Below are 20,063 nucleotides of genomic sequence, written 5' to 3'. Positions count from 1 at the left end.
GAGCGAAATATCGACGTATTTGCCCACGGGTAACGTAATATCCTTTTTAATTTCATAGAGTTGATTAATCGTTTTTGTTGTTAATAACTATAACTAAAACAGGTTAGTCCATTTGGTTATTTGTTATTTCCATCCCTTCTTTAATTGTTACTATCAGCGCCGTTAACCTTACATTCTCTTCTGTTTTTGCCGCGCTGACAGGGTGCGAATAACAGCTTTGCTTACTGGAACATAACGACGCATGACGACACAGGCCCCACCTTCCAATTTGCTCCCGCTGAACCCGGAGCAACTGGCGCGCCTTCAGGCGGCCACGACAGACTTCACCCCGACTCAGCTTGCCTGGGTTTCGGGTTACTTTTGGGGCGTGCTGAATCAGCACTCCGGCGCGGTAACAGCGGTTCCTGCTCAGGCTGCAGAAATGCCGGGCATTACGCTGATTTCAGCATCGCAAACCGGCAACGCACGCCGCGTGGCTGAAGCGCTGCGTGACGATCTGATCGCCGCGCAGCTGAACGTGAAACTGGTGAACGCAGGCGACTATAAATTCAAACAAATTGCCTCCGAAAAGCTGCTGGTTATCGTGACGTCGACGCAAGGTGAGGGCGAGTCGCCGGAAGAGGCCGTTGCGCTGCATAAATTCCTGTTTTCCAAAAAAGCGCCGAAGCTTGAGGGTACCGCCTTTGCGGTATTTGGCTTAGGCGATACCTCTTACGAATTCTTCTGCCAGTCCGGGAAAGACTTTGACAGTCGTCTGGCTGAACTGGGCGGGGAGCGTCTGCTGGATCGCGTTGATGCAGACGTCGAGTACCAGCCTGCGGCGGCGGAATGGCGCGCGCGGGTTGTTGAAGTATTGAAATCCCGTGCCCCCGTTGCGGCTCCGGCCCAGGGAGCGACGAGCGGGGCGGTGAATGACATTCACTCCAGCCCGTATACCAAAGAAGCGCCGCTGACGGCGACACTGGCGGTGAATCAGAAAATTACCGGCCGCGATTCTGAAAAAGATGTGCGTCATATTGAAATCGACCTCGCTGACTCCGGGCTGCGTTATCAGCCGGGCGATGCGCTGGGCGTCTGGTATCAGAACGATCCGGCTCTGGTGAAAGAGCTGGTTGAGCTGCTGTGGCTGAAGGGTGATGAGCCGGTCACGGTTGACGGCAAAACCCTGCCGCTGGCGGAAGCGCTGGAATGGCATTTCGAGTTAACGGTTAATACCGCTAACATCGTTGAGAATTACGCCACCTTAACCCGCAGCGAAACCCTGCTGCCGCTGGTCGGCGATAAAGCGCAGCTCCAGCAATACGCCGCGACCACGCCGATTGTCGATATGGTGCGTTTCTCTCCGGCGCAGCTGGATGCCGACGCGTTAATTGGCCTGCTGCGTCCGCTGACCCCGCGTCTCTACTCCATTGCTTCATCGCAGGCGGAAGTAGAAAGCGAAGTCCATATCACCGTGGGCGCCGTTCGCTACGACATCGAAGGCCGCGCCCGCGCCGGCGGTGCGTCCAGCTTCCTGGCTGACCGCGTCGAAGAAGATGGCGAAGTTCGCGTCTTTATTGAACACAACGACAACTTCCGCCTGCCTGCTAATCCGCAGACGCCGGTGATCATGATTGGCCCCGGTACCGGCATCGCGCCGTTCCGTGCCTTCATGCAGCAGCGTGCGGCGGACGGCGCGGAAGGCAAGAACTGGCTGTTCTTCGGCAACCCGCACTTTACGGAAGATTTTCTCTATCAGGTGGAGTGGCAGCGCTATATCAAAGAAGGCGTGCTGAGCCGTATCGACCTGGCCTGGTCCCGCGATCAACAACAAAAAGTCTATGTTCAGGACAAGCTGCGCGAGCAGGGGGCCGAACTGTGGCGCTGGATTAATGACGGTGCCCATATTTATGTCTGCGGCGATGCCAATCGTATGGCGAAAGACGTTGAGCAGACGTTACTGGACGTGATTGCCGAATTCGGCGCGATGGACGCCGAAGCGGCGGACGAATTTTTAAGTGAGCTGCGCGTTGAGCGCCGTTATCAGCGAGATGTCTACTAATGAGCGAAAAACACCCCGGCCCTCTGGTGGTCGAAGGCAAACTGGTTGATGCCGAACGGCTGAAGCTTGAGAGCAATTTCCTGCGCGGCACCATTAAAGAAGATTTGCAGGATGGCCTGACTGGCGGTTTCAACGGCGATAACTTTTTGCTGATCCGCTTCCACGGCATGTATCAGCAGGATGACCGTGATATCCGCGCCGAGCGCGCGGCGCAGAAACTCGAACCGCGCCATGCGATGATGCTGCGCTGCCGCCTGCCGGGCGGGGTCATCACCACTAAACAGTGGCAGGCGATTGATAAATTTGCCGGTGAGAACACCATTTACGGCAGCATCCGTCTGACTAACCGACAGACCTTCCAGTTTCACGGTATTCTGAAAAAGAACGTGAAACCGGCCCATGAAATGCTGCACGACGTGGGGCTGGACGCGCTGGCGACCGCCAACGACGTGAACCGTAACGTGCTGTGCACGTCTAACCCGAACGAGTCTCAGCTCCATACCGAAGCCTACGAGTGGGCGAAAAAGATCTCCGAACATCTGCTGCCGCGTACCCGCGCCTATGCGGAGATCTGGCTCGATCAGAAGAAGGTCGCCACCACCGATGAAGAACCGATCCTCGGCCAGACCTACCTGCCGCGTAAGTTCAAAACCACCGTGGTGATCCCGCCGCAGAACGACATCGATCTGCACGCCAACGACATGAACTTTGTAGCGATTGCCGAAAACGGCAAGCTGGTGGGCTTTAACCTGCTGGTGGGCGGCGGGTTGTCGATTGAACACGGCAACAAGAAAACCTACGCCCGTACGGCGAGCGAGTTTGGCTATCTGCCGCTGGAGCACACGCTGGCGGTCGCGGAAGCGGTCGTCACCACCCAGCGCGACTGGGGCAACCGTACCGACCGTAAAAATGCGAAAACCAAATATACTCTTGAGCGCGTCGGCGTCGAGACCTTCAAGGCCGAAGTGGAGCGTCGGGCGGGGATCAAGTTTGAACCGATCCGTCCGTATGAGTTCACCGGTCGCGGCGATCGCATCGGCTGGGTCAAAGGGATCGACAAAAAATGGCATCTGACGCTGTTTATTGAAAACGGACGTATTCTTGATTATCCCGGCCGTCCGCTGAAAACCGGTCTGCTGGAGATCGCGAAGATCCATCAGGGCGAGTTCCGTATTACGGCGAACCAGAACCTGATTATTGCCGGCGTACCGGAGACGGAAAAAGCGCGGATCGAAAAACTGGCGCGCGACCACGGTCTGATGAATGCGGTCACCCCGCAGCGTGAAAACTCGATGGCCTGCGTCTCCTTCCCGACCTGTCCGCTGGCGATGGCCGAAGCAGAACGCTTCCTGCCGTCGTTTATTGATAAGGTCGACGGGATCATGGGCAAGCACGGCGTGAGCGATGAGCATATCGTGACGCGCGTGACCGGCTGCCCGAACGGCTGCGGTCGTGCGATGCTGGCAGAAGTCGGGCTGGTGGGCAAAGCGCCGGGTCGCTACAACCTGCATCTCGGCGGTAACCGCTGCGGGACGCGTATTCCACGGATGTATCGCGAGAACATTACCGAGTCGGAGATTCTCGACTCGATCGACGAACTGGTAGGGCGCTGGGCGAAAGAGCGCGAAGCGGGTGAAGGCTTCGGCGACTTTACGGTGCGTGCGGGCATCATTCGCCCGGTGCTCGACCCAGCCCGTGATTTCTGGGAATAGCCCGGCATCGCCCGGTAGCGCTAAGCTTATCGGGTACTGGTTTTGTAGGCCGGGCACACGCAGTACGCCCGGCAAAACAGGCAAATGAGGTCTTTATGTCCGTACTCGATCTAAATGTCCTTAACGAATTACCGAAGGTCGATCGCATTTTGCAACTGGCGGAAACCAATAGCCAGCTGGAAAAGCTGAGCGCGGAAGAGCGCGTGGCGTGGGCGTTGGAAAACCTTCCGGGCGAATACGTGCTCTCTTCGAGCTTTGGTATTCAGGCGGCGGTGAGCCTGCATCTGGTCAATCAGGTACGGCCGGATATTCCGGTCATTCTGACCGATACCGGCTATCTGTTCCCGGAAACCTACCGGTTTATCGACGAGTTAACGGATAAGCTCAAGCTGAACCTGAAGGTCTATCGGGCGAAGGAGAGCGCCGCCTGGCAGGAGGCACGCTACGGTAAGCTGTGGGAGCAGGGCGTTGAAGGCATTGAGAAATACAATGAGATCAACAAAGTCGAACCGATGAACCGGGCCCTGGAAGAGCTGAACGCGCAAACCTGGTTTGCGGGGCTCCGCCGGGAACAGTCCGGCAGCCGCGCCACGCTCCCGGTGCTGGCCATTCAGCGCGGGGTCTTTAAAGTGCTGCCGATCATCGACTGGGATAACCGTACCGTCTATCAGTACCTGCAAAAGCACGGCCTCACATACCATCCGCTGTGGGAACAGGGCTATCTTTCGGTAGGGGATACCCACACCACCCGCAAATGGGAACCGGGGATGGCAGAAGAAGAGACCCGTTTCTTCGGCCTGAAGCGCGAGTGCGGGCTGCACGAAGGCTAAATCACCGACGACGGTTGTGCTAAGACAAAGCCCTCAGTCTGAACGACGAGGGCTTTTTCATATCGCCGGGCAGCGGATTAGCTCTGCTTTTCTGCCTTCGCCAGCTCTTTTATCAGCGGCAGCATCACCTTGACGACATCGCGGCTGCGGTGTTCGATACGACCCGGCAGCGCTTTATCAATATGCTGCTGGTTATCCAGCTGTACGTCATGCCAGCTGGTTCCTCGCGGGAAGGAGGCGGATTTGTTGCGTTGCTGAGAGCCATCTTTCTTACCCAGGGACCAGTTCGTGGCCTCCACGGACAGGACCGGGATCCCTGCGCCATCAAATATGCTGGCGTCATTACAGCAGCCGGTGCCCTGCGGATAATCATGATTGAGGCCAGGATTGGTATAGGCGGCAATCCCTTTGCTGCGCGCAATAGCCAGAGCGCGGTCTCGGGTGAGTTTGCGAATCGAGGCGGGAGTGCTGCGCCCGCTATTGAAATAGAGCTTATCGCCAACCACCAGATTATCGAGATTGATCACCAGCAGCGTATTTTTCTTCTCTGCATCGCTCATTCGCTTCAGTATATTTTGCGCGCCGAGATTCCCTTCTTCTTCACCGCTTGAAGCGATAAAGCGAATGCCATAGTGAGTGGACACATTTTTCAACCGCTCGGCCAGCTCCAGCAATACGCCCACGCCGACGGCATTATCGTCGATGCCCTGCAGGGTCAGGCCGCCAAGGTTGCGTTCGACGTCAGCATCACTCATCGGCGCATAGGTATCGAGATGTGCCATCACGATGATCTGCTGGCGTGCCGCACCTTCGTGGGCGGCAATGACGGTGCTGCCGGTAACGTTTTGCCAGTTTTTCCGTTTATCCGTATTGCTGTAGATATAGCGCGCATGGAAGCTGCGGATATCGCTTTGATAGCCCATTTGGGCAAACTGCTGACGCACATAGTCCGCCGACAGCATTTCAGCGGGCGAACCGGTCATTCTTCCGGGAAAAACAGTCGCGATATGACGAGCCTGGGTATTTGCGGTTTCGCCCATGGCGCTGAAAGCCGGGGCGGAGAAGACAAAACCTGCGCCAAGCGCCAGGGGAAGGAGGCGGCGGCACAACGCGGAAAACATAGCGGGGGTCCTTTCTCGAGGGAAAAATTTAACGCTCATAGTATGAAACTGTGACTGCGGTTAAACAATTTCATTTGCTCTTAAATAGCGGAAAAATCGCGCGTTAAGCACTTTTTGATATTTGCTTTTTCAGGTCGTTATTCTTTTGGGTAACTACTCATTCCATTTAGTAATTTCATTTGCTCTAAACAGCACCCTATAGTCGCTCTATGACTGATTGTAAGCGAGTTGTTGCAACGTGGACTATTTGCCCCTGTTTGCCGAACTGAAAGAAAAACCGGTGCTGGTTATTGGCGGCGGGGACATTGCGGCGCGCAAAATTATGTTCTTGCGCCGGGCAGGAGCCAACGTACAGGTCGTGGCGGCAGCATTATCTGCAGAGGTTGCCGCTCTGGTTGAACGCCAGGAGATTCAGTGGCGGGCCCACGCGTTTGAAGAACCACAGCTGGACGACGTCTTTTTAGTGATTGCCGCGACTGACGATGACGCGCTCAATCAGCGAGTTTCCGCTGCCGCCAACGCCCGTTACCGGTTGGTGAACGTTGTCGATAATCAGCCGCTCTGTTCGGTGGTGTTTCCCTCCATCGTGGACCGTTCTCCGCTGCTGATAGCGATATTCTCCGGCGGTTCGGCACCGGTATTGTCGCGGCTGATTCGCGAAAAAATTGAAGCGCTGCTGCCCACCAACCTGGGACGCGTCGCCGAGGCGGCCAGCTACTGGCGGCATCATATCAAAACGCATCTGACGACGACGGCAGCACGTCGGCGCTTCTGGGAGCGGGTCTTCAATGGCCGCTTTGCCAGTCTGATGATTGCCGGAAATAAAGCCGCCGCCGATAAGGTGCTGGAAGAAGAACTGCATCATCCGGAAAAACGGCTGGGTGAAATTATTCTTGTCGGCGCCGGGCCGGGCGATGCCGGGCTGCTGACGCTGCGCGGCCTGCAGGCGGTGCAGAAGGCGGACGTGGTGTTTTATGACCATCTGGTGACGCCGGAGATCCGCGAGCTGGTGCGCCGCGATGCCGAGATGATCTGCGTGGGTAAGCGCGCGGGCGAACACTCGGTGCCGCAGCATGAAACGAACCAGATGCTGGTCGAAGCGGCGCGAGAAGGCAAAACGGTGGTGCGCCTGAAAGGCGGCGATCCGTTTATTTTCGGACGCGGCGGCGAAGAGCTACAGGCGGCGGCGGCCGCAGGAATTCCATTTCAGGTGGTTCCGGGCGTAACGGCTGCTGCCGGGGCGACGGCCTATGCCGGCATTCCGCTGACCCATCGCGATTACGCCCAGAGCGTCACCTTCGTCACCGGTCATTACAAGGCCGACAGCGCCGCGCACGACTGGTCGCTGCTGGCGCAAAGCCGTCAGACGCTGGCTATCTACATGGGCACGATGAAAGCGGTGGAAATCAGCGCACAGCTGATCGCCCACGGTCGCGATAGTAATACGCCGGTGGCGGTGATTTCTCGCGGTACCCGCGCCGATCAGCAAACGATAACGGGCACATTACAGCAGCTCGAAGAGCTGGCGAAAGATGCCCCGATGCCCGCTCTGCTGGTCGTGGGCGAAGTGGTGCAATTACACCATCAGCTCGCCTGGTTTCAACAAACAACTCAAGCAGATGCGTTTAACGCCTCTGTGGTGAATCTGGCTTAAGGAACGGTTATGGACCAAAAACGACTCACTCACCTGCGGCAACTGGAGGCTGAAAGCATCCACATTATTCGCGAGGTGGCCGCCGAATTCTCTAACCCGGTGATGATGTACTCCATCGGTAAAGATTCCAGCGTCATGCTGCATCTGGCGCGTAAAGCGTTTTATCCGGGAACCCTGCCTTTTCCGCTGCTGCACGTTGATACCGGCTGGAAATTCCGCGAGATGTATGAATTCCGCGACCGTACTGCCAAAGCCTACGGCTGCGAGCTGCTGGTGCACAAAAACCCGGAAGGGGTGGCGATGGGGATTAACCCGTTTGTTCACGGCAGCGCCAAGCACACCGACATCATGAAGACCGAGGGTCTGAAGCAGGCGCTGGACAAATACGGCTTTGATGCTGCGTTTGGCGGCGCCCGTCGCGACGAAGAAAAATCCCGCGCCAAAGAGCGTATCTACTCTTTCCGCGACCGTTTCCACCGCTGGGATCCGAAAAACCAGCGTCCGGAGCTGTGGCACAACTACAACGGCCAGATTAACAAGGGCGAAAGCATCCGCGTCTTCCCGCTCTCCAACTGGACCGAGCTGGATATCTGGCAGTATATCTATCTGGAAAATATCGAAATCGTTCCGCTGTATCTGGCGGCCGAACGTCCGGTGCTTGAGCGCGACGGTATGCTGATGATGATTGATGACGATCGTATCGATCTGCAGCCGGGCGAGATGATCAAAAAGCAGATGGTGCGCTTCCGTACTTTAGGCTGCTGGCCGCTGACCGGCGCGGTGGAATCCAATGCGCAAACGCTGCCGGAGATTATTGAAGAGATGCTGGTTTCCACCACCAGCGAGCGTCAGGGTCGTATGATTGACCGCGACCAGGCCGGCTCCATGGAGCTGAAGAAACGTCAGGGGTATTTCTAAGGAGCCGCCATGAACACGACCATTGCCCAACAAATTGCTAATGAAGGCGGCGTAGAAGCTTATCTGCACGCGCAACAGCACAAAAGCCTGCTGCGCTTCCTGACCTGCGGCAGCGTCGATGACGGGAAAAGTACCCTGATTGGCCGCCTGCTGCACGATACCCGGCAGATTTACGAAGATCAGCTCTCATCGCTGCATAACGACAGTAAGCGTCACGGTACGCAGGGTGAAAAACTGGATCTGGCGCTGCTGGTGGATGGCCTGCAGGCTGAGCGCGAGCAGGGCATCACCATCGATGTCGCCTATCGCTATTTCTCTACCGAGAAACGCAAATTTATTATCGCCGACACCCCGGGGCACGAGCAGTACACCCGCAATATGGCCACCGGCGCTTCCACCTGCGATCTGGCGATTCTGCTGATGGATGCGCGCAAAGGCGTGCTCGATCAGACCCGTCGTCACAGCTTTATCTCGACGCTGCTGGGGATTAAAAACCTGGTGGTGGCGGTGAACAAAATGGACCTGGTGGATTTTAGCGAAGAGACGTTTAATCGCATTCGCGAAGAGTATCTCTCGTTTGCTGAGCAGCTGCCGGGCGATGTCGATATTCGCTTTGTTCCGCTTTCTGCCCTCGAGGGGGACAACGTCGCGACCCAGAGTGCCAGCATGCCGTGGTACAGCGGCCCGACGCTGCTGGAAGTGCTGGAAACTGTTGAAATTCGTCGCGTGGTGGAAAATCAGCCGCTGCGCTTCCCGGTCCAGTTCGTTAACCGGCCCAACCTCGACTTCCGCGGTTTCTCCGGGACCGTGGCCTCTGGTAGCGTCAAGGTCGGACAGCGTCTGAAGGTGCTGCCGTCGGGCGTGGAATCCAGCGTGGCGCGGATCGTGACCTTTGACGGCGACCTGCAGGAAGCTGGCGCCGGTGAAGCGATTACCATCGTACTGAAAGACGAAATTGATATCAGCCGCGGCGATCTGCTGGTGGATGCTCAGGTGACGCTGCCTGCGGTACAGAGCGCCAGCGTGGACGTGGTCTGGATGGCCGAACAGGCGTTAGCCCCGGGCCAGAGCTATGACATTAAAATTGCCGGCAAGAAAACCCGCGCTCGCGTCGACGGCATTCGCTATCAGGTTGATATCAACAATTTGACCCAGCGTGAAGTCGAGTCGCTGCCGCTGAACGGGATTGGCCTTGTCGATTTGACCTTCGACGAGCCGCTGGTGCTGGACAAATATCAGCATAACCCGGTAACCGGCGGGTTGATCTTCATCGACCGGCTGACCAACGTCACGGTAGGCGCCGGTATGGTGCGCGAACCGCTGGAACAGCGCCAGGCGTCAGCATCAGCGTTCAGCGCGTTTGAGCTGGAGCTGAATCAGCTGATCCGTAAACACTTCCCGCACTGGGACGCGCGTGACCTGCTGGGAGGCAAGTAATGGCCCTGCATGACGAAAACGTCGTCTGGCACGCCCATCCGGTTACCCAGCAGCAGCGCGAACAGCACCACGGCCATCGCGGCGTGGTGCTGTGGTTTACCGGGCTCTCCGGCTCCGGTAAATCCACCGTTGCCGGCGCGCTGGAAGAGGCGCTGCATCAGCTGGGCGTCAGCACCTATCTGCTGGATGGCGATAACGTGCGGCACGGTCTGTGTAGCGATCTCGGTTTTAGCGATAGCGATCGTAAAGAGAATATTCGTCGCGTCGGGGAAGTGGCGAAACTGATGGTGGATGCCGGGCTGGTGGTATTGACGGCGTTTATCTCTCCGCACCGTGCCGAACGGCAGATGGTGCGCGAGCGCTTAGGCGAAGGGCGCTTTATCGAAGTGTTTGTCGATACGCCGCTGGCTATCTGTGAGGCGCGGGATCCAAAGGGGTTATACAAGAAGGCGCGTGCAGGTGAATTGCGTAATTTTACCGGGATTGATTCAGTGTATGAATCGCCGGAAAAGGCGGAAATTCATCTGGATGGTGAACAATTGGTAACAAATTTGGTGCACCAACTATTAGACCTCCTCAGACAGAGCGATATTATCAGATCCTGAAACGGCGGCGGCATTGAGATGCCGGTCGCCCGGTCAACAGGATTCGATATGCGCAATACCCAGAACATCAGTATTATTCGTTCAGAACCACCACCGGTGGCCCATGACGAGACCACATGGTCTTTGTCAGGCGCTGCCGTGGGCTTTATTTCATGGCTGCTGGCGCTGGGTATTCCCTTCCTCATGTATGGCAGTAATACGCTTTTTTTCCTCCTCTATACCTGGCCCTTTTTTCTCGCCTTAATGCCGGTTGCCGTGGTTGTTGGGATTGCGCTGCACTCGCTGTTGAACGGTAAGCTCCTGTACAGCGTCTGCGCGACGATTTTGACCGTGGGGCTGATGTTTGGTCTGCTGTTCCTCTGGTTGTTGGGATAGTCCTTTCTGCGTATGAATCAAGCCTGGGTATCGGCGACAGAAATGTGTTACAGTCCCCGCGTTACGCGGCGTCGTCCGCGCGTCGGAGTGAAATACTCGGGCGAGTTATGGGATGATGATGCCGTTTTTCAGGGGGCAGAATGGGTAAATTAACGCTGCTACTATTGGCTTTGCTGGTCTGGCTACAGTACTCGCTGTGGTTCGGTAAAAATGGTCTGCATGACTATAGCCGGGTGAATGACGACGTCACCGCGCAGCAAGCCACTAACAGCAAATTAAAGGCGCGCAACGATCAACTCTTTGCGGAAATCGATGACCTTAACGGCGGTCAGGAAGCGATCGAAGAGCGCGCACGCAATGAACTAAGCATGACCCGCCCGGGCGAAACATTTTATCGTCTGGTCCCGGATGCGTCTAAGCGCAACCAGGGGTCGGCGCAGAACAATCGATAAACAAGCCCAGGATTACGACATGGCAGCCACTTTTCCGGGTGTTTGCGCCGTGGTACCGGCAGCCGGTTTTGGCCGCCGCATGCAAACGGAATGCCCGAAACAATATCTCTCAATCGGTAACAAAACGATTCTCGAACACGCGGTCGCCGCGCTGTTGGCGAACGCGTGCGTGCAGCGCGTGGTGATTGCCGTCAGTCCCGGCGATATCCGCTTTAGCCAGCTGCCGCTGGCCACTCATCCGCAGATTACCGTCGTCGACGGCGGGGCCGAGCGCGCTGACTCCGTACTGGCTGGTCTACAGGCGCTGCCTGAAGCTGAATGGGTGCTGGTGCACGATGCCGCGCGCCCGTGCCTGCACCAGGACGACCTTCAGCGCCTGTTGGCGCTGCGCGAAACCAGTCGCGTGGGGGGCATTCTCGCCGCGCCGGTACGCGACACGATGAAACGTGCGGAACCCGGCAAGGTAGCCATTGCGCACACGGTCGACCGTAACGATCTGTGGCATGCGCTGACGCCGCAATTTTTCCCTCGTGAGCTCCTCCTCGACTGCCTGACGCGCGCGCTCAATGAAAGCGCGATCATTACCGATGAAGCCTCGGCGCTGGAGTACTGTGGCTTCCATCCCGAACTGGTCGCTGGCCGAGCTGATAATATTAAAGTGACGCGCCCGGAAGACCTGGCGCTGGCAGAATTTTACCTTACCCGTTCCCGACACCAGGAGAAGGCTTAATGCGAATTGGACACGGTTTTGACGTACACGCTTTTGGCGGTGAAGGCCCAATCATCATTGGCGGGGTACGCGTTCCCTATGAAAAAGGGCTGCTGGCCCACTCCGACGGCGATGTGGCGCTGCATGCGCTGACCGATGCCCTGCTTGGGGCGGCGGCGCTGGGGGATATCGGCAAGCTGTTCCCGGATACCGACCCGGCCTTCAAGGGAGCCGACAGCCGTGAGCTGCTGCGCGAAGCCTGGCGGCGGATCCAGGCCAAAGGCTATGCCCTCGGAAACGTGGATGTCACCATCATCGCTCAGGCGCCGAAAATGTTGCCGCATATTCCGCAGATGCGTGTCTTTATCGCCGAAGACCTCGGCTGCCATATGGATGACGTCAACGTGAAAGCCACCACTACCGAGAAGCTGGGTTTCACCGGCCGCGGTGAAGGTATCGCCTGCGAAGCGGTAGCGCTGCTGCATAAGGTGCAGCCATGATCGCTTTCAATGACCTCACCTGGCTGCACGGTAAACCGCAGGGGCAGGGGATACTGAAAGCCAACCCGGAAGATTTCGTGGTGGTCGAAGATCTTGGCTTTGCGCCGGATGGCGAAGGCGAGCATCTGCTGGTACGGATTCTGAAAACGGACTGCAATACGCGGTTTGTGGCTGATGCGCTGGCTAAGTTCCTTAAAATCCATGCGCGTGAAGTGAGTTTTGCCGGGCAGAAAGATAAACATGCCGTGACCGAGCAGTGGCTGTGTGCCCGGCTTCCGGGCAAAGAGATGCCCGATCTGAGTCAGTTTCAGCTGGAAGGTTGCCAGGTGCTGGAGTACGCGCGGCATAAACGCAAGCTGCGCCTCGGCGCGCTGAAGGGCAACCAGTTTACCCTGATCCTGCGGGAAATTAGCGATCGCGAGGATGTCGAGCGGCGTCTGCAGGCCATTGCCGCGCAGGGTGTGCCGAACTATTTCGGCGCCCAGCGCTTTGGTATCGGCGGCAGCAATCTGCTGGGCGCGCTGCGCTGGGCGGAGAGCGGCGCACCGGTTCGCGATCGCAATAAACGCAGTTTTTGGCTGTCGGCGGCGCGTAGCGGCTTGTTTAATCAACAGGTCAGTATTAGATTAAAAAAACCGGAATTTAATCAGGTTGTTGATGGCGATGCGCTACAATTAGCGGGGCGCGGGAGCTGGTTTGTCGCCACGCCTGAGGAACGTGCGCAGCTGCAGGAGCGGGTTGATAACCGTGAACTGATGATTACGGCGGCGTTACCGGGAAGCGGCGAGTGGGGCAGCCAACGCGAGGCGCTGGCCGCCGAGCAGGCGGCCGTTGCAGAAGAGACGCAGCTCCAGGCTCTGCTGGTGCGGGAAAAAGTGGAAGCGGCGCGCCGGGCGATGCTGCTCTATCCGCAGCAGATGAGCTGGAACTGGTGGGATGACGTAACCGTTGAACTGCGTTTCTGGCTGCCGGCGGGCAGCTTCGCCACCAGCGTGGTAAGGGAACTTATCAATACAACGGGTGACTATGCGAATATTGCTGAGTAACGATGACGGGATTCATGCGCCGGGTATTCAGACCCTGGCGAAGGCCTTACGGGAGTTTGCTGAGGTCCAGGTAGTTGCACCCGATCGTAACCGCAGCGGCGCATCGAACTCCCTGACTCTTGAGTCTTCGCTACGCACTTTCACTTTCGATAACGGCGATATTGCCGTCCAGATGGGGACGCCAACGGACTGTGTCTATCTCGGCGTCAACGCCCTGATGCGTCCCCGTCCGGATATCGTGGTTTCCGGCATTAACGCCGGCCCCAATCTCGGCGATGACGTCATCTACTCCGGCACCGTCGCTGCCGCAATGGAAGGCCGTCATCTCGGCTTTCCGGCCCTGGCCGTCTCCTTGAATGGTCATCAACACTACGACACCGCGGCGGCAATTACCTGCTCTATCCTGCGTGCTTTAGGCCGCGAGCCGCTGCGTACCGGTCGCATCCTCAATATCAATGTGCCCGATCTGCCTCTTGAGCAGATTAAAGGCATTCGCGTGACCCGCTGCGGCAGCAGACATCCCGCCGATCAGGTTATTCCGCAAAAAGATCCGCGCGGCAATACGCTGTACTGGATTGGCCCGCCGGGAGAGAAGCACGATGCCGGGCCGGATACCGATTTTGCGGCCGTCGATGAAGGCTATGTCTCCGTGACGCCGCTGCACGTTGATTTAACCGCCCACCAGGCTCACGGGATGGTGGCCGACTGGCTGGATCGCGTCGGAGTGGAAACACAATGGTAAGCAAACGTGTTGAAAGCCTGCTGAATCAGCTGCGTACTCAGGGCATTGTTGACGAGCGCGTGCTCGAGGCGATAACCCTGGTACCGCGTGAGAAATTCGTTGATGAAGCCTTCGAACACAAGGCGTGGGAGAACACCGCACTCCCTATCGGCCAGGGGCAAACCATCTCGCAACCCTACATGGTGGCGCGGATGACGGAGCTGCTGACGCTGACGCCGGAATCGCGGGTGCTGGAGATTGGCACCGGCTCAGGCTACCAGACGGCGATACTGGCGCACCTCGTTCATCATGTGTGTTCGGTCGAACGGATTAAGAGTTTACAGTGGCAGGCGCGTCGTCGCCTGAAACAACTTGATTTACATAATGTTTCAACCCGTCATGGCGATGGATGGCAGGGTTGGAAGGCACGCGCTCCCTTTGATGCGATTATCGTCACCGCCGCGCCGCCGGAAGTGCCGCCAGCGCTGCTGGCGCAGCTGGATGAGGGAGGTGTGCTGGTATTACCGGTGGGCGAGGAGCATCAGTTTCTGAAACGGATCCGTCGTCGCGGTAATGAGTTTGTGATGGATACCGTCGAAGCCGTGCGCTTTGTTCCCTTGGTGCAAGGGGAGCTGGCGTGAGACCCGGATTTATCCAGGTTTTTTTTGCCTGACTTTAGGCGTAGGGTGGACACATTTTCAGTGTCCTGGCCGGGTGTTGTCCGGTAAGCAAGATATTGGCAGTTAACATATTCCTGGGGGATAAATGAGCGCGGGAAGCCCAAAATTTACCTTAAGCCGTATTGCGGCGTTATCACTGGTTTCACTCTGGCTGGCAGGTTGTACCAATACCAATAATCCGCCTGCGCCGGTTAGCTCGGCGGGTGGAGCCTCATCCTCGGGTACGAATTCCGGGATGCTGATCACTCCGCCGTCGACAACAGGATCCGCCATTGTTCCGCATACACCTCAGGTACAGCCGGTTCAGACCCCTGCGACGCAGATTCAGCCGATGGCTCAACAGCCGGTGCAGACCGTGAACGGCAAGATAGTCTATAACCGTAAATATGGCGATATTCCGAAAGGCAGCTATACGGGTGGCAGCACCTATACCGTGAAACGCGGCGATACGCTGTTCTATATTGCATGGGTAACGGGTAACGATTTCCGTGACCTCGCGCAACGCAACAACATCCCTGCGCCATACGGTCTGAACGTTGGTCAGACGCTGCAGGTTGGCAACTCTGCTGGCCAGCCAATCACCGGTGATAACGCCGTTGCTGCGGCAAGCGTACGGGCAAGCGGAGGTGCGACGGCGGCCTCAAATACTGCACAAAAATCGACCGCAGTGGTTGCGTCACAACCAACTATTACGTATTCTGAATCCTCAGGTGAACAGAATGCTAATAAGATGTTGCCGAACAATAAGCCAGCGACGACGACTACCGTCGCGCCAGTGACGGCTCCCGCTGTTAGCACAAACCAACCGACTGCAAGCAGTACGTCAACCAGTTCGCCTATCTCCACATGGCGCTGGCCGACTGATGGCAAGGTTATTGAGAACTTTAGTGGCGCAGAAGGCGGCAATAAAGGTATTGATATTGCAGGCAGTAAGGGACAGGCTATTGTCGCGACCGCTGACGGACGCGTCGTCTATGCCGGTAACGCGCTGCGCGGTTACGGTAATCTTATTATCATCAAACACAACGATGATTACCTGAGTGCCTACGCTCATAACGATACAATGCTGGTCCGGGAGCAACAGGAAGTCAAAGCGGGGCAGAAAATCGCTACCATGGGTAGCACCGGCACCAGCTCTACAAGATTGCATTTTGAAATTCGTTACAAGGGGAAATCCGTCAACCCGCTGCAGTATTTACCGCAGCGATAATTTGGCGAAGTACGGATAAGCGTCACATCAGTTAGCAGACGCCAGGCCGGTCGCAACAGCCCCTTAACCGGGGCAAAAAGTCTCCGTCCGGCGTCGTTGAATGATGTATAGCGAAGGTGCTTTGCTCAGGGATCACGGGTAGGAGCCATCTTTATGAGTCAGAATACGCTGAAAGTTCATGATTTAAATGAAGACGCGGAATTTGATGAGAACGGAGTCGAGGTTTTCGATGAGAAAGCCTTAGTAGAAGAGGAACCCAGTGATAGCGATCTGGCCGAGGAAGATCTTCTGTCGCAAGGCGCAACACAACGTGTGCTTGATGCGACGCAACTCTACCTGGGAGAGATTGGTTATTCCCCACTGCTGACGGCCGAAGAAGAGGTCTATTTCGCCCGTCGCGCATTGCGTGGTGATGTGGCTTCACGCCGCCGGATGATTGAAAGTAACCTGCGTCTGGTGGTGAAAATTGCTCGTCGTTATAGCAATCGTGGTCTGGCGCTGCTGGATCTGATTGAAGAGGGCAATCTGGGGCTGATCCGCGCGGTTGAGAAGTTTGACCCGGAACGTGGGTTCCGTTTTTCGACTTATGCCACCTGGTGGATTCGTCAAACGATTGAACGGGCGATCATGAACCAAACCCGTACCATCCGTTTACCTATCCATATTGTCAAAGAGCTGAACGTCTATCTGCGTACCGCACGTGAGTTGTCCCATAAGCTGGACCACGAGCCGAGTGCGGAAGAGATTGCCGAGCAGCTGGATAAGCCGGTTGATGACGTGAGCCGTATGCTGCGTCTCAATGAGCGCATTACCTCAGTGGACACGCCGCTGGGCGGCGACTCGGAAAAAGCGCTGCTGGATATTCTGGCCGATGAGAAAGACAACGGTCCGGAAGACACCACGCAGGACGATGATATGAAACAAAGCATCGTTAAATGGCTGTTCGAACTGAACGCCAAGCAGCGTGAAGTCCTGGCGCGTCGTTTTGGCCTGTTGGGCTACGAAGCCGCTACGCTTGAAGATGTTGGCCGTGAAATTGGTCTGACCCGCGAACGCGTACGTCAGATCCAGGTCGAAGGCCTGCGCCGCCTGCGGGAAATCCTGCAAGGACAAGGGCTGAACATCGAAGCGCTATTCCGCGAATAAGCAATTTTCCTCTCAAAAAGGCCCGATCGGACGATCGGGCCTTTTTCTTTGCATGCTAGGCCTGTCGGGTCTCATGTAAATGACGCCACAAAATGCGCCCTCCACTTTTCCTGAACAGGACCGTTGACCAGCGGAAAGTCTCGCTCTGTTCGGGTACACGCTGCCTTTCCCGATAGCATATCACCGCGCCATCGTGCCATTCGGCGAGCGTGGTCGTGCTATCAATGATGATGCTCAAGCCTGGACGACTGCCGCCCGCGGTCGTAAAGAAAGCGCTGAGCGCCCGGTGGTCCATGACGTTTCCACCGATACCAACCATTGAAAAATCAGGGGAAAAGCGTGCCATTAAGGCCTCTACCGCACCTTGTTTGTGACTCAGCCAGTGTTCAATAGCCACATGGGCGTCGATCGTTTCCTGAATATACGGGTTCATGGGATCTCCATTTTTTGATGCAGGCGCGTGACTATCGCCTGGTTATTAAGGTACAGGCAGCCCAGAAGCGGGATAAGCGTCAGGCACGCGGCGATGATAAACACCCCGTGCCAGGCCTGTGTTGCCGGATAATAAACCTGCAGGACCGCCAGCAATGCGGACAGCAATGCGGCTCCGGCCAAAAAGCTGAGCTGACGGTTGATGTTCCACAGTGCGCTGGCATCCGGCATGTCGCCATTGGCGATGTTGAGAAATGCACAGCTTTGGGCGGTGCTGCTGCACAGGCTGCCGCCGGCGCCCATCAGGATAAAGGCGAAAACCAGCGACGCCATTGAGCTTTGCGGCGTGACGCCGGTCAGCAGCAGGATCCCGGCGGCCTGAAGCAGGCAGCCGGAGAGAATAAAGGGGCGAGGGCCGAGGCGATTGAAAAAACGGCCGCTCAGAGAGATAGCCACAAATGACGCCAGCGACCAGGGAAGCATCAGAGCGCCCGTTGCCGAAGGCGACATGCCGGTTATTGTCTGCAGGTAAAATAGGCCAACCACGTTAATTCCAATAAAGACCCCGGGTACGCAGAGATAAATCAACATGGCGAAACGCAACAGCGGATCGGCCAGCAGCGGCAGATGTAAGAAACGGGAAGGCCGTGCCGGGCCGTCGTCATTTTTTAGCCATACGCCGGCTAACGCCAGAGTGATCAGCGCTACGGGCAGGCTGGCAAAGAAGACCCCGCGCCAGCTGAATGTTTCAACCAGCAGTCCACCTGCTGCTGGAGAACAGGCGGGGGCCAGCAGACCGACCAGCATCACGGCGGCCGACAGTTTCGCCCGCTCGTGCGGCTGGAAAAGCTGCCAGGTCAGAGACTGTCCGACGGGGATAAGCAATCCCCCGCCCATCCCTTGCAGGGCGCGCCAGAAAATCAGGCTGCCCAGCGAGTCGCTCAGTCCGCAGGCCAGCGCTGCCGCACTGAATAGCGTGAGCGAAAGCATAAAGAGCCGGCGAGCCCCGCAGCGCTGCGTCAACCAGGCGCTGAATGGCACGACCAGCGTCAGGCCGGCGATATAGCCGTTACTCACCCAGGCCAGTTCACTGACGGAGGCGTTGAGCGCCCGGCTCATGCCGGGGAAGGCGACGCTGGCGATAAACATATTGATTAAATCGAGAAAGAAACCCAGTAAAAAAACGGTGGCGACCTTGCTGCGTACTGTCATTTTTATTCCTCATCAGAAGGCCGCTACTCTAAGCCGCCGGGACAGGCGGATAAACAGGACATCCGGGGATATACTGTCTGAAAGTTTTTGACAATAAGTGAAGTGAATATGCTGAATCTGCAACGTATGACCATGTTTGTCGCGGTGGTGGAAAGCGGGAGTTTTACCGCGGCTGCGGCGGCCCTGGGGCAAACCAAGGCGGTGGTCAGTTTTAACGTGCGCCAGCTGGAGAGTGAACTTGGCGTCACGCTGTTGTTACGATCCACGCGACGACTCACGCTTACTGAGGCCGGTTCGCTGTTCTATCATCGCGGCCTGGCGTTACTGAAAACGGCGGAAAACCTGCAGGATGAAGTGCGGGCCAGCCATAGCGGATTGAGCGGCGAACTCCGTATCACCACCACACCGGAGTACGGCACCCAGGTGATTATTCCGGCGCTGCGGGTGCGTCACGTCTCCTCCTCGCACCATGCGGACTTAATCTCTGAGCGTTTTGATGTGGCGATCCGCCTCGGAACGCTGGCGGATTCGCGCTACCGCGCGGCGCTGATCTCCCGTTTTGCGATTGTCCCGGTTGCCGCGCCGTCATGGCTGGCGGAACATCCTCTGGAGACGCTTGAAGATTTGGCCCGGGCGGCATGGATTATTCATGAACGGTTGTCCGCGCCACGCCATTGGCAGCTCACAGGACCGCGCGACGAGAGCGTGGCTTTTGACATTAAAGCGGTGCCGCGACTGTCGGCGGATAGCGCCAGCGCGCTGCTGGCGTTCGCGCTGGCGGGCTGCGGGGTCGCGCTGTTGCCCGAGTGGCTGGTGGCGCCGGCACTGGCGGAGCATAGACTGATTCAGGTGATGCCCGGGTTTACCTTTCCCCCGCAGGGCGTGTATGCGGTTTATCCCGATGCGCAGCATATCCCGACCCGGGTCCGGGCCTTTATTGATTTTCTACGCGAGCGCCAGGGCTAACTTTTTTTGCATCATGAGCTTGTGGATGAAGGGGGAACGCGGATGGCGCTTTTTATCGCACAACCGGACTGTTTTTATATTTTCTCATCAATGAAAACTATTTCTTCATTAACATGACGGGAAGGATTAATAGCATCTGAGTATTTGCGAGCCTTCTCGCAATCGCTAATAAAACCATCCCGTTTTATTTCCGTCTGATAATTTTTGCCAGCCGGTGGGGAGAGCATAGCGGCGGGTGCTTGAGGCTGGCTTTGAGCATTGACAGGGCCCGGACAGGCGAAAGTCCCAGGAGAGAT

At 57.0% G+C, this 20,063-nt stretch carries 20 protein-coding genes; 17 read left to right on the top strand and 3 right to left on the bottom strand.

Annotation, left to right across the window (positions count from 1 at the left end):
* Positions 1-241: 241 nt before the first annotated feature.
* From cysJ to cysH, 3 genes are all read left to right on the top strand, one after another.
* The gene (gene cysJ / locus BV390_RS09150) at positions 242-2,041 is read left to right on the top strand and encodes an NADPH-dependent assimilatory sulfite reductase flavoprotein subunit (protein ID WP_032690955.1); all 1,800 of its coding nucleotides are present in this window, start codon (positions 242-244) and stop codon (positions 2,039-2,041) included.
* Entirely contained in the window at positions 2,041-3,753 is a 1,713-nt protein-coding gene (cysI, locus tag BV390_RS09145; protein WP_085396850.1) for an assimilatory sulfite reductase (NADPH) hemoprotein subunit, read from the top strand. Before cysJ ends, cysI begins: the two co-directional genes overlap by 1 nt.
* 95 nt (positions 3,754-3,848) lie before the next feature.
* On the top strand, positions 3,849-4,583 hold the full coding sequence (cysH, locus tag BV390_RS09140) for a phosphoadenosine phosphosulfate reductase (protein WP_032690957.1): 735 nt from the start codon (positions 3,849-3,851) through the stop codon (positions 4,581-4,583).
* 77 nt (positions 4,584-4,660) lie between these two features.
* Here the strand turns inward: cysH and BV390_RS09135 are convergent, their stop codons facing one another.
* Positions 4,661-5,704 carry an aminopeptidase gene (locus tag BV390_RS09135; RefSeq protein WP_032696759.1) on the bottom strand — a complete coding sequence of 348 codons (1,044 nt, stop codon included), beginning with the start codon at positions 5,702-5,704 and terminating at the stop codon, positions 4,661-4,663.
* A gap of 247 nt (positions 5,705-5,951) precedes the next feature.
* Between BV390_RS09135 and cysG the strand changes: the two genes are divergently transcribed.
* The 13 genes from cysG to rpoS all read left to right on the top strand — a co-directional run bounded on the left by cysG (position 5,952) and on the right by rpoS (position 17,157).
* Positions 5,952-7,358, top strand: a complete 1,407-nt coding sequence (cysG, locus tag BV390_RS09130; RefSeq protein ID WP_168185413.1) for a siroheme synthase CysG — start codon at positions 5,952-5,954, stop codon at positions 7,356-7,358.
* A gap of 9 nt (positions 7,359-7,367) precedes the next feature.
* On the top strand, positions 7,368-8,276 hold the full coding sequence (gene cysD / locus BV390_RS09125) for a sulfate adenylyltransferase subunit CysD (protein WP_004866959.1): 909 nt from the start codon (positions 7,368-7,370) through the stop codon (positions 8,274-8,276).
* A 9-nt stretch (positions 8,277-8,285) separates the two neighbouring features.
* A complete protein-coding gene (cysN, locus tag BV390_RS09120; RefSeq protein ID WP_032690960.1) occupies positions 8,286-9,713 on the top strand; it encodes a sulfate adenylyltransferase subunit CysN in 1,428 nt (475 codons plus the stop codon).
* Positions 9,713-10,318, top strand: a complete 606-nt coding sequence (gene cysC / locus BV390_RS09115; protein ID WP_032690961.1) for an adenylyl-sulfate kinase — start codon at positions 9,713-9,715, stop codon at positions 10,316-10,318. The genes cysN and cysC overlap by 1 nt, the downstream gene beginning before the upstream one ends.
* A gap of 48 nt (positions 10,319-10,366) precedes the next feature.
* Positions 10,367-10,693, top strand: a complete 327-nt coding sequence (locus BV390_RS09110; RefSeq protein WP_032690962.1) for a DUF3561 family protein — start codon at positions 10,367-10,369, stop codon at positions 10,691-10,693.
* A 140-nt stretch (positions 10,694-10,833) separates the two neighbouring features.
* Positions 10,834-11,145, top strand: a complete 312-nt coding sequence (ftsB, locus tag BV390_RS09105) for a cell division protein FtsB (protein ID WP_032690963.1) — start codon at positions 10,834-10,836, stop codon at positions 11,143-11,145.
* A 19-nt stretch (positions 11,146-11,164) separates the two neighbouring features.
* Positions 11,165-11,875 (top strand): 2-C-methyl-D-erythritol 4-phosphate cytidylyltransferase, encoded by a 711-nt coding sequence (ispD, locus tag BV390_RS09100; RefSeq protein ID WP_032690964.1) that lies wholly within the window; start codon positions 11,165-11,167, stop codon positions 11,873-11,875.
* Complete coding sequence (gene ispF, locus BV390_RS09095) at positions 11,875-12,354, top strand: 2-C-methyl-D-erythritol 2,4-cyclodiphosphate synthase (protein WP_032698907.1); 480 nt, start codon at positions 11,875-11,877, stop codon at positions 12,352-12,354. Before ispD ends, ispF begins: the two co-directional genes overlap by 1 nt.
* On the top strand, positions 12,351-13,400 hold the full coding sequence (gene truD, locus BV390_RS09090; protein WP_032690966.1) for a tRNA pseudouridine(13) synthase TruD: 1,050 nt from the start codon (positions 12,351-12,353) through the stop codon (positions 13,398-13,400). The genes ispF and truD overlap by 4 nt, the downstream gene beginning before the upstream one ends.
* Positions 13,381-14,142, top strand: a complete 762-nt coding sequence (gene surE / locus BV390_RS09085) for a 5'/3'-nucleotidase SurE (protein WP_032690967.1) — start codon at positions 13,381-13,383, stop codon at positions 14,140-14,142. The genes truD and surE overlap by 20 nt, the downstream gene beginning before the upstream one ends.
* Positions 14,136-14,762 carry a protein-L-isoaspartate(D-aspartate) O-methyltransferase gene (locus BV390_RS09080; RefSeq protein ID WP_004866942.1) on the top strand — a complete coding sequence of 209 codons (627 nt, stop codon included), beginning with the start codon at positions 14,136-14,138 and terminating at the stop codon, positions 14,760-14,762. Before surE ends, BV390_RS09080 begins: the two co-directional genes overlap by 7 nt.
* Positions 14,763-14,886: 124 nt before the next feature.
* Positions 14,887-16,011, top strand: a complete 1,125-nt coding sequence (gene nlpD, locus BV390_RS09075) for a murein hydrolase activator NlpD (protein WP_032690968.1) — start codon at positions 14,887-14,889, stop codon at positions 16,009-16,011.
* 153 nt (positions 16,012-16,164) lie between these two features.
* Positions 16,165-17,157, top strand: a complete 993-nt coding sequence (gene rpoS, locus BV390_RS09070) for an RNA polymerase sigma factor RpoS (protein WP_004866938.1) — start codon at positions 16,165-16,167, stop codon at positions 17,155-17,157.
* A 55-nt stretch (positions 17,158-17,212) separates the two neighbouring features.
* Here the strand turns inward: rpoS and BV390_RS09065 are convergent, their stop codons facing one another.
* Positions 17,213-17,590: a DUF4440 domain-containing protein gene (locus tag BV390_RS09065; protein ID WP_032690969.1), complete on the bottom strand. Its 378-nt coding sequence runs from the start codon at positions 17,588-17,590 to the stop codon at positions 17,213-17,215.
* Positions 17,587-18,801: an MFS transporter gene (locus BV390_RS09060; RefSeq protein ID WP_046853515.1), complete on the bottom strand. Its 1,215-nt coding sequence runs from the start codon at positions 18,799-18,801 to the stop codon at positions 17,587-17,589. Before BV390_RS09060 ends, BV390_RS09065 begins: the two co-directional genes overlap by 4 nt.
* 108 nt (positions 18,802-18,909) lie before the next feature.
* Here BV390_RS09060 and BV390_RS09055 point away from each other — a divergent pair, with 108 nt between their 5' ends.
* Positions 18,910-19,767, top strand: a complete 858-nt coding sequence (locus BV390_RS09055) for a LysR family transcriptional regulator (RefSeq protein ID WP_085396847.1) — start codon at positions 18,910-18,912, stop codon at positions 19,765-19,767.
* The last annotated feature ends 296 nt before the right edge of the window (positions 19,768-20,063 follow it).

The sequence above is a fragment of the Klebsiella sp. YJ genome, from assembly GCF_002108615.1.
GTDB lineage: Bacteria > Pseudomonadota > Gammaproteobacteria > Enterobacterales > Enterobacteriaceae > Klebsiella > Klebsiella planticola.
The sequence above is the reverse complement of the archived record's forward strand: the minus strand, read 5'-3'. Positions and strand labels throughout refer to the sequence as shown.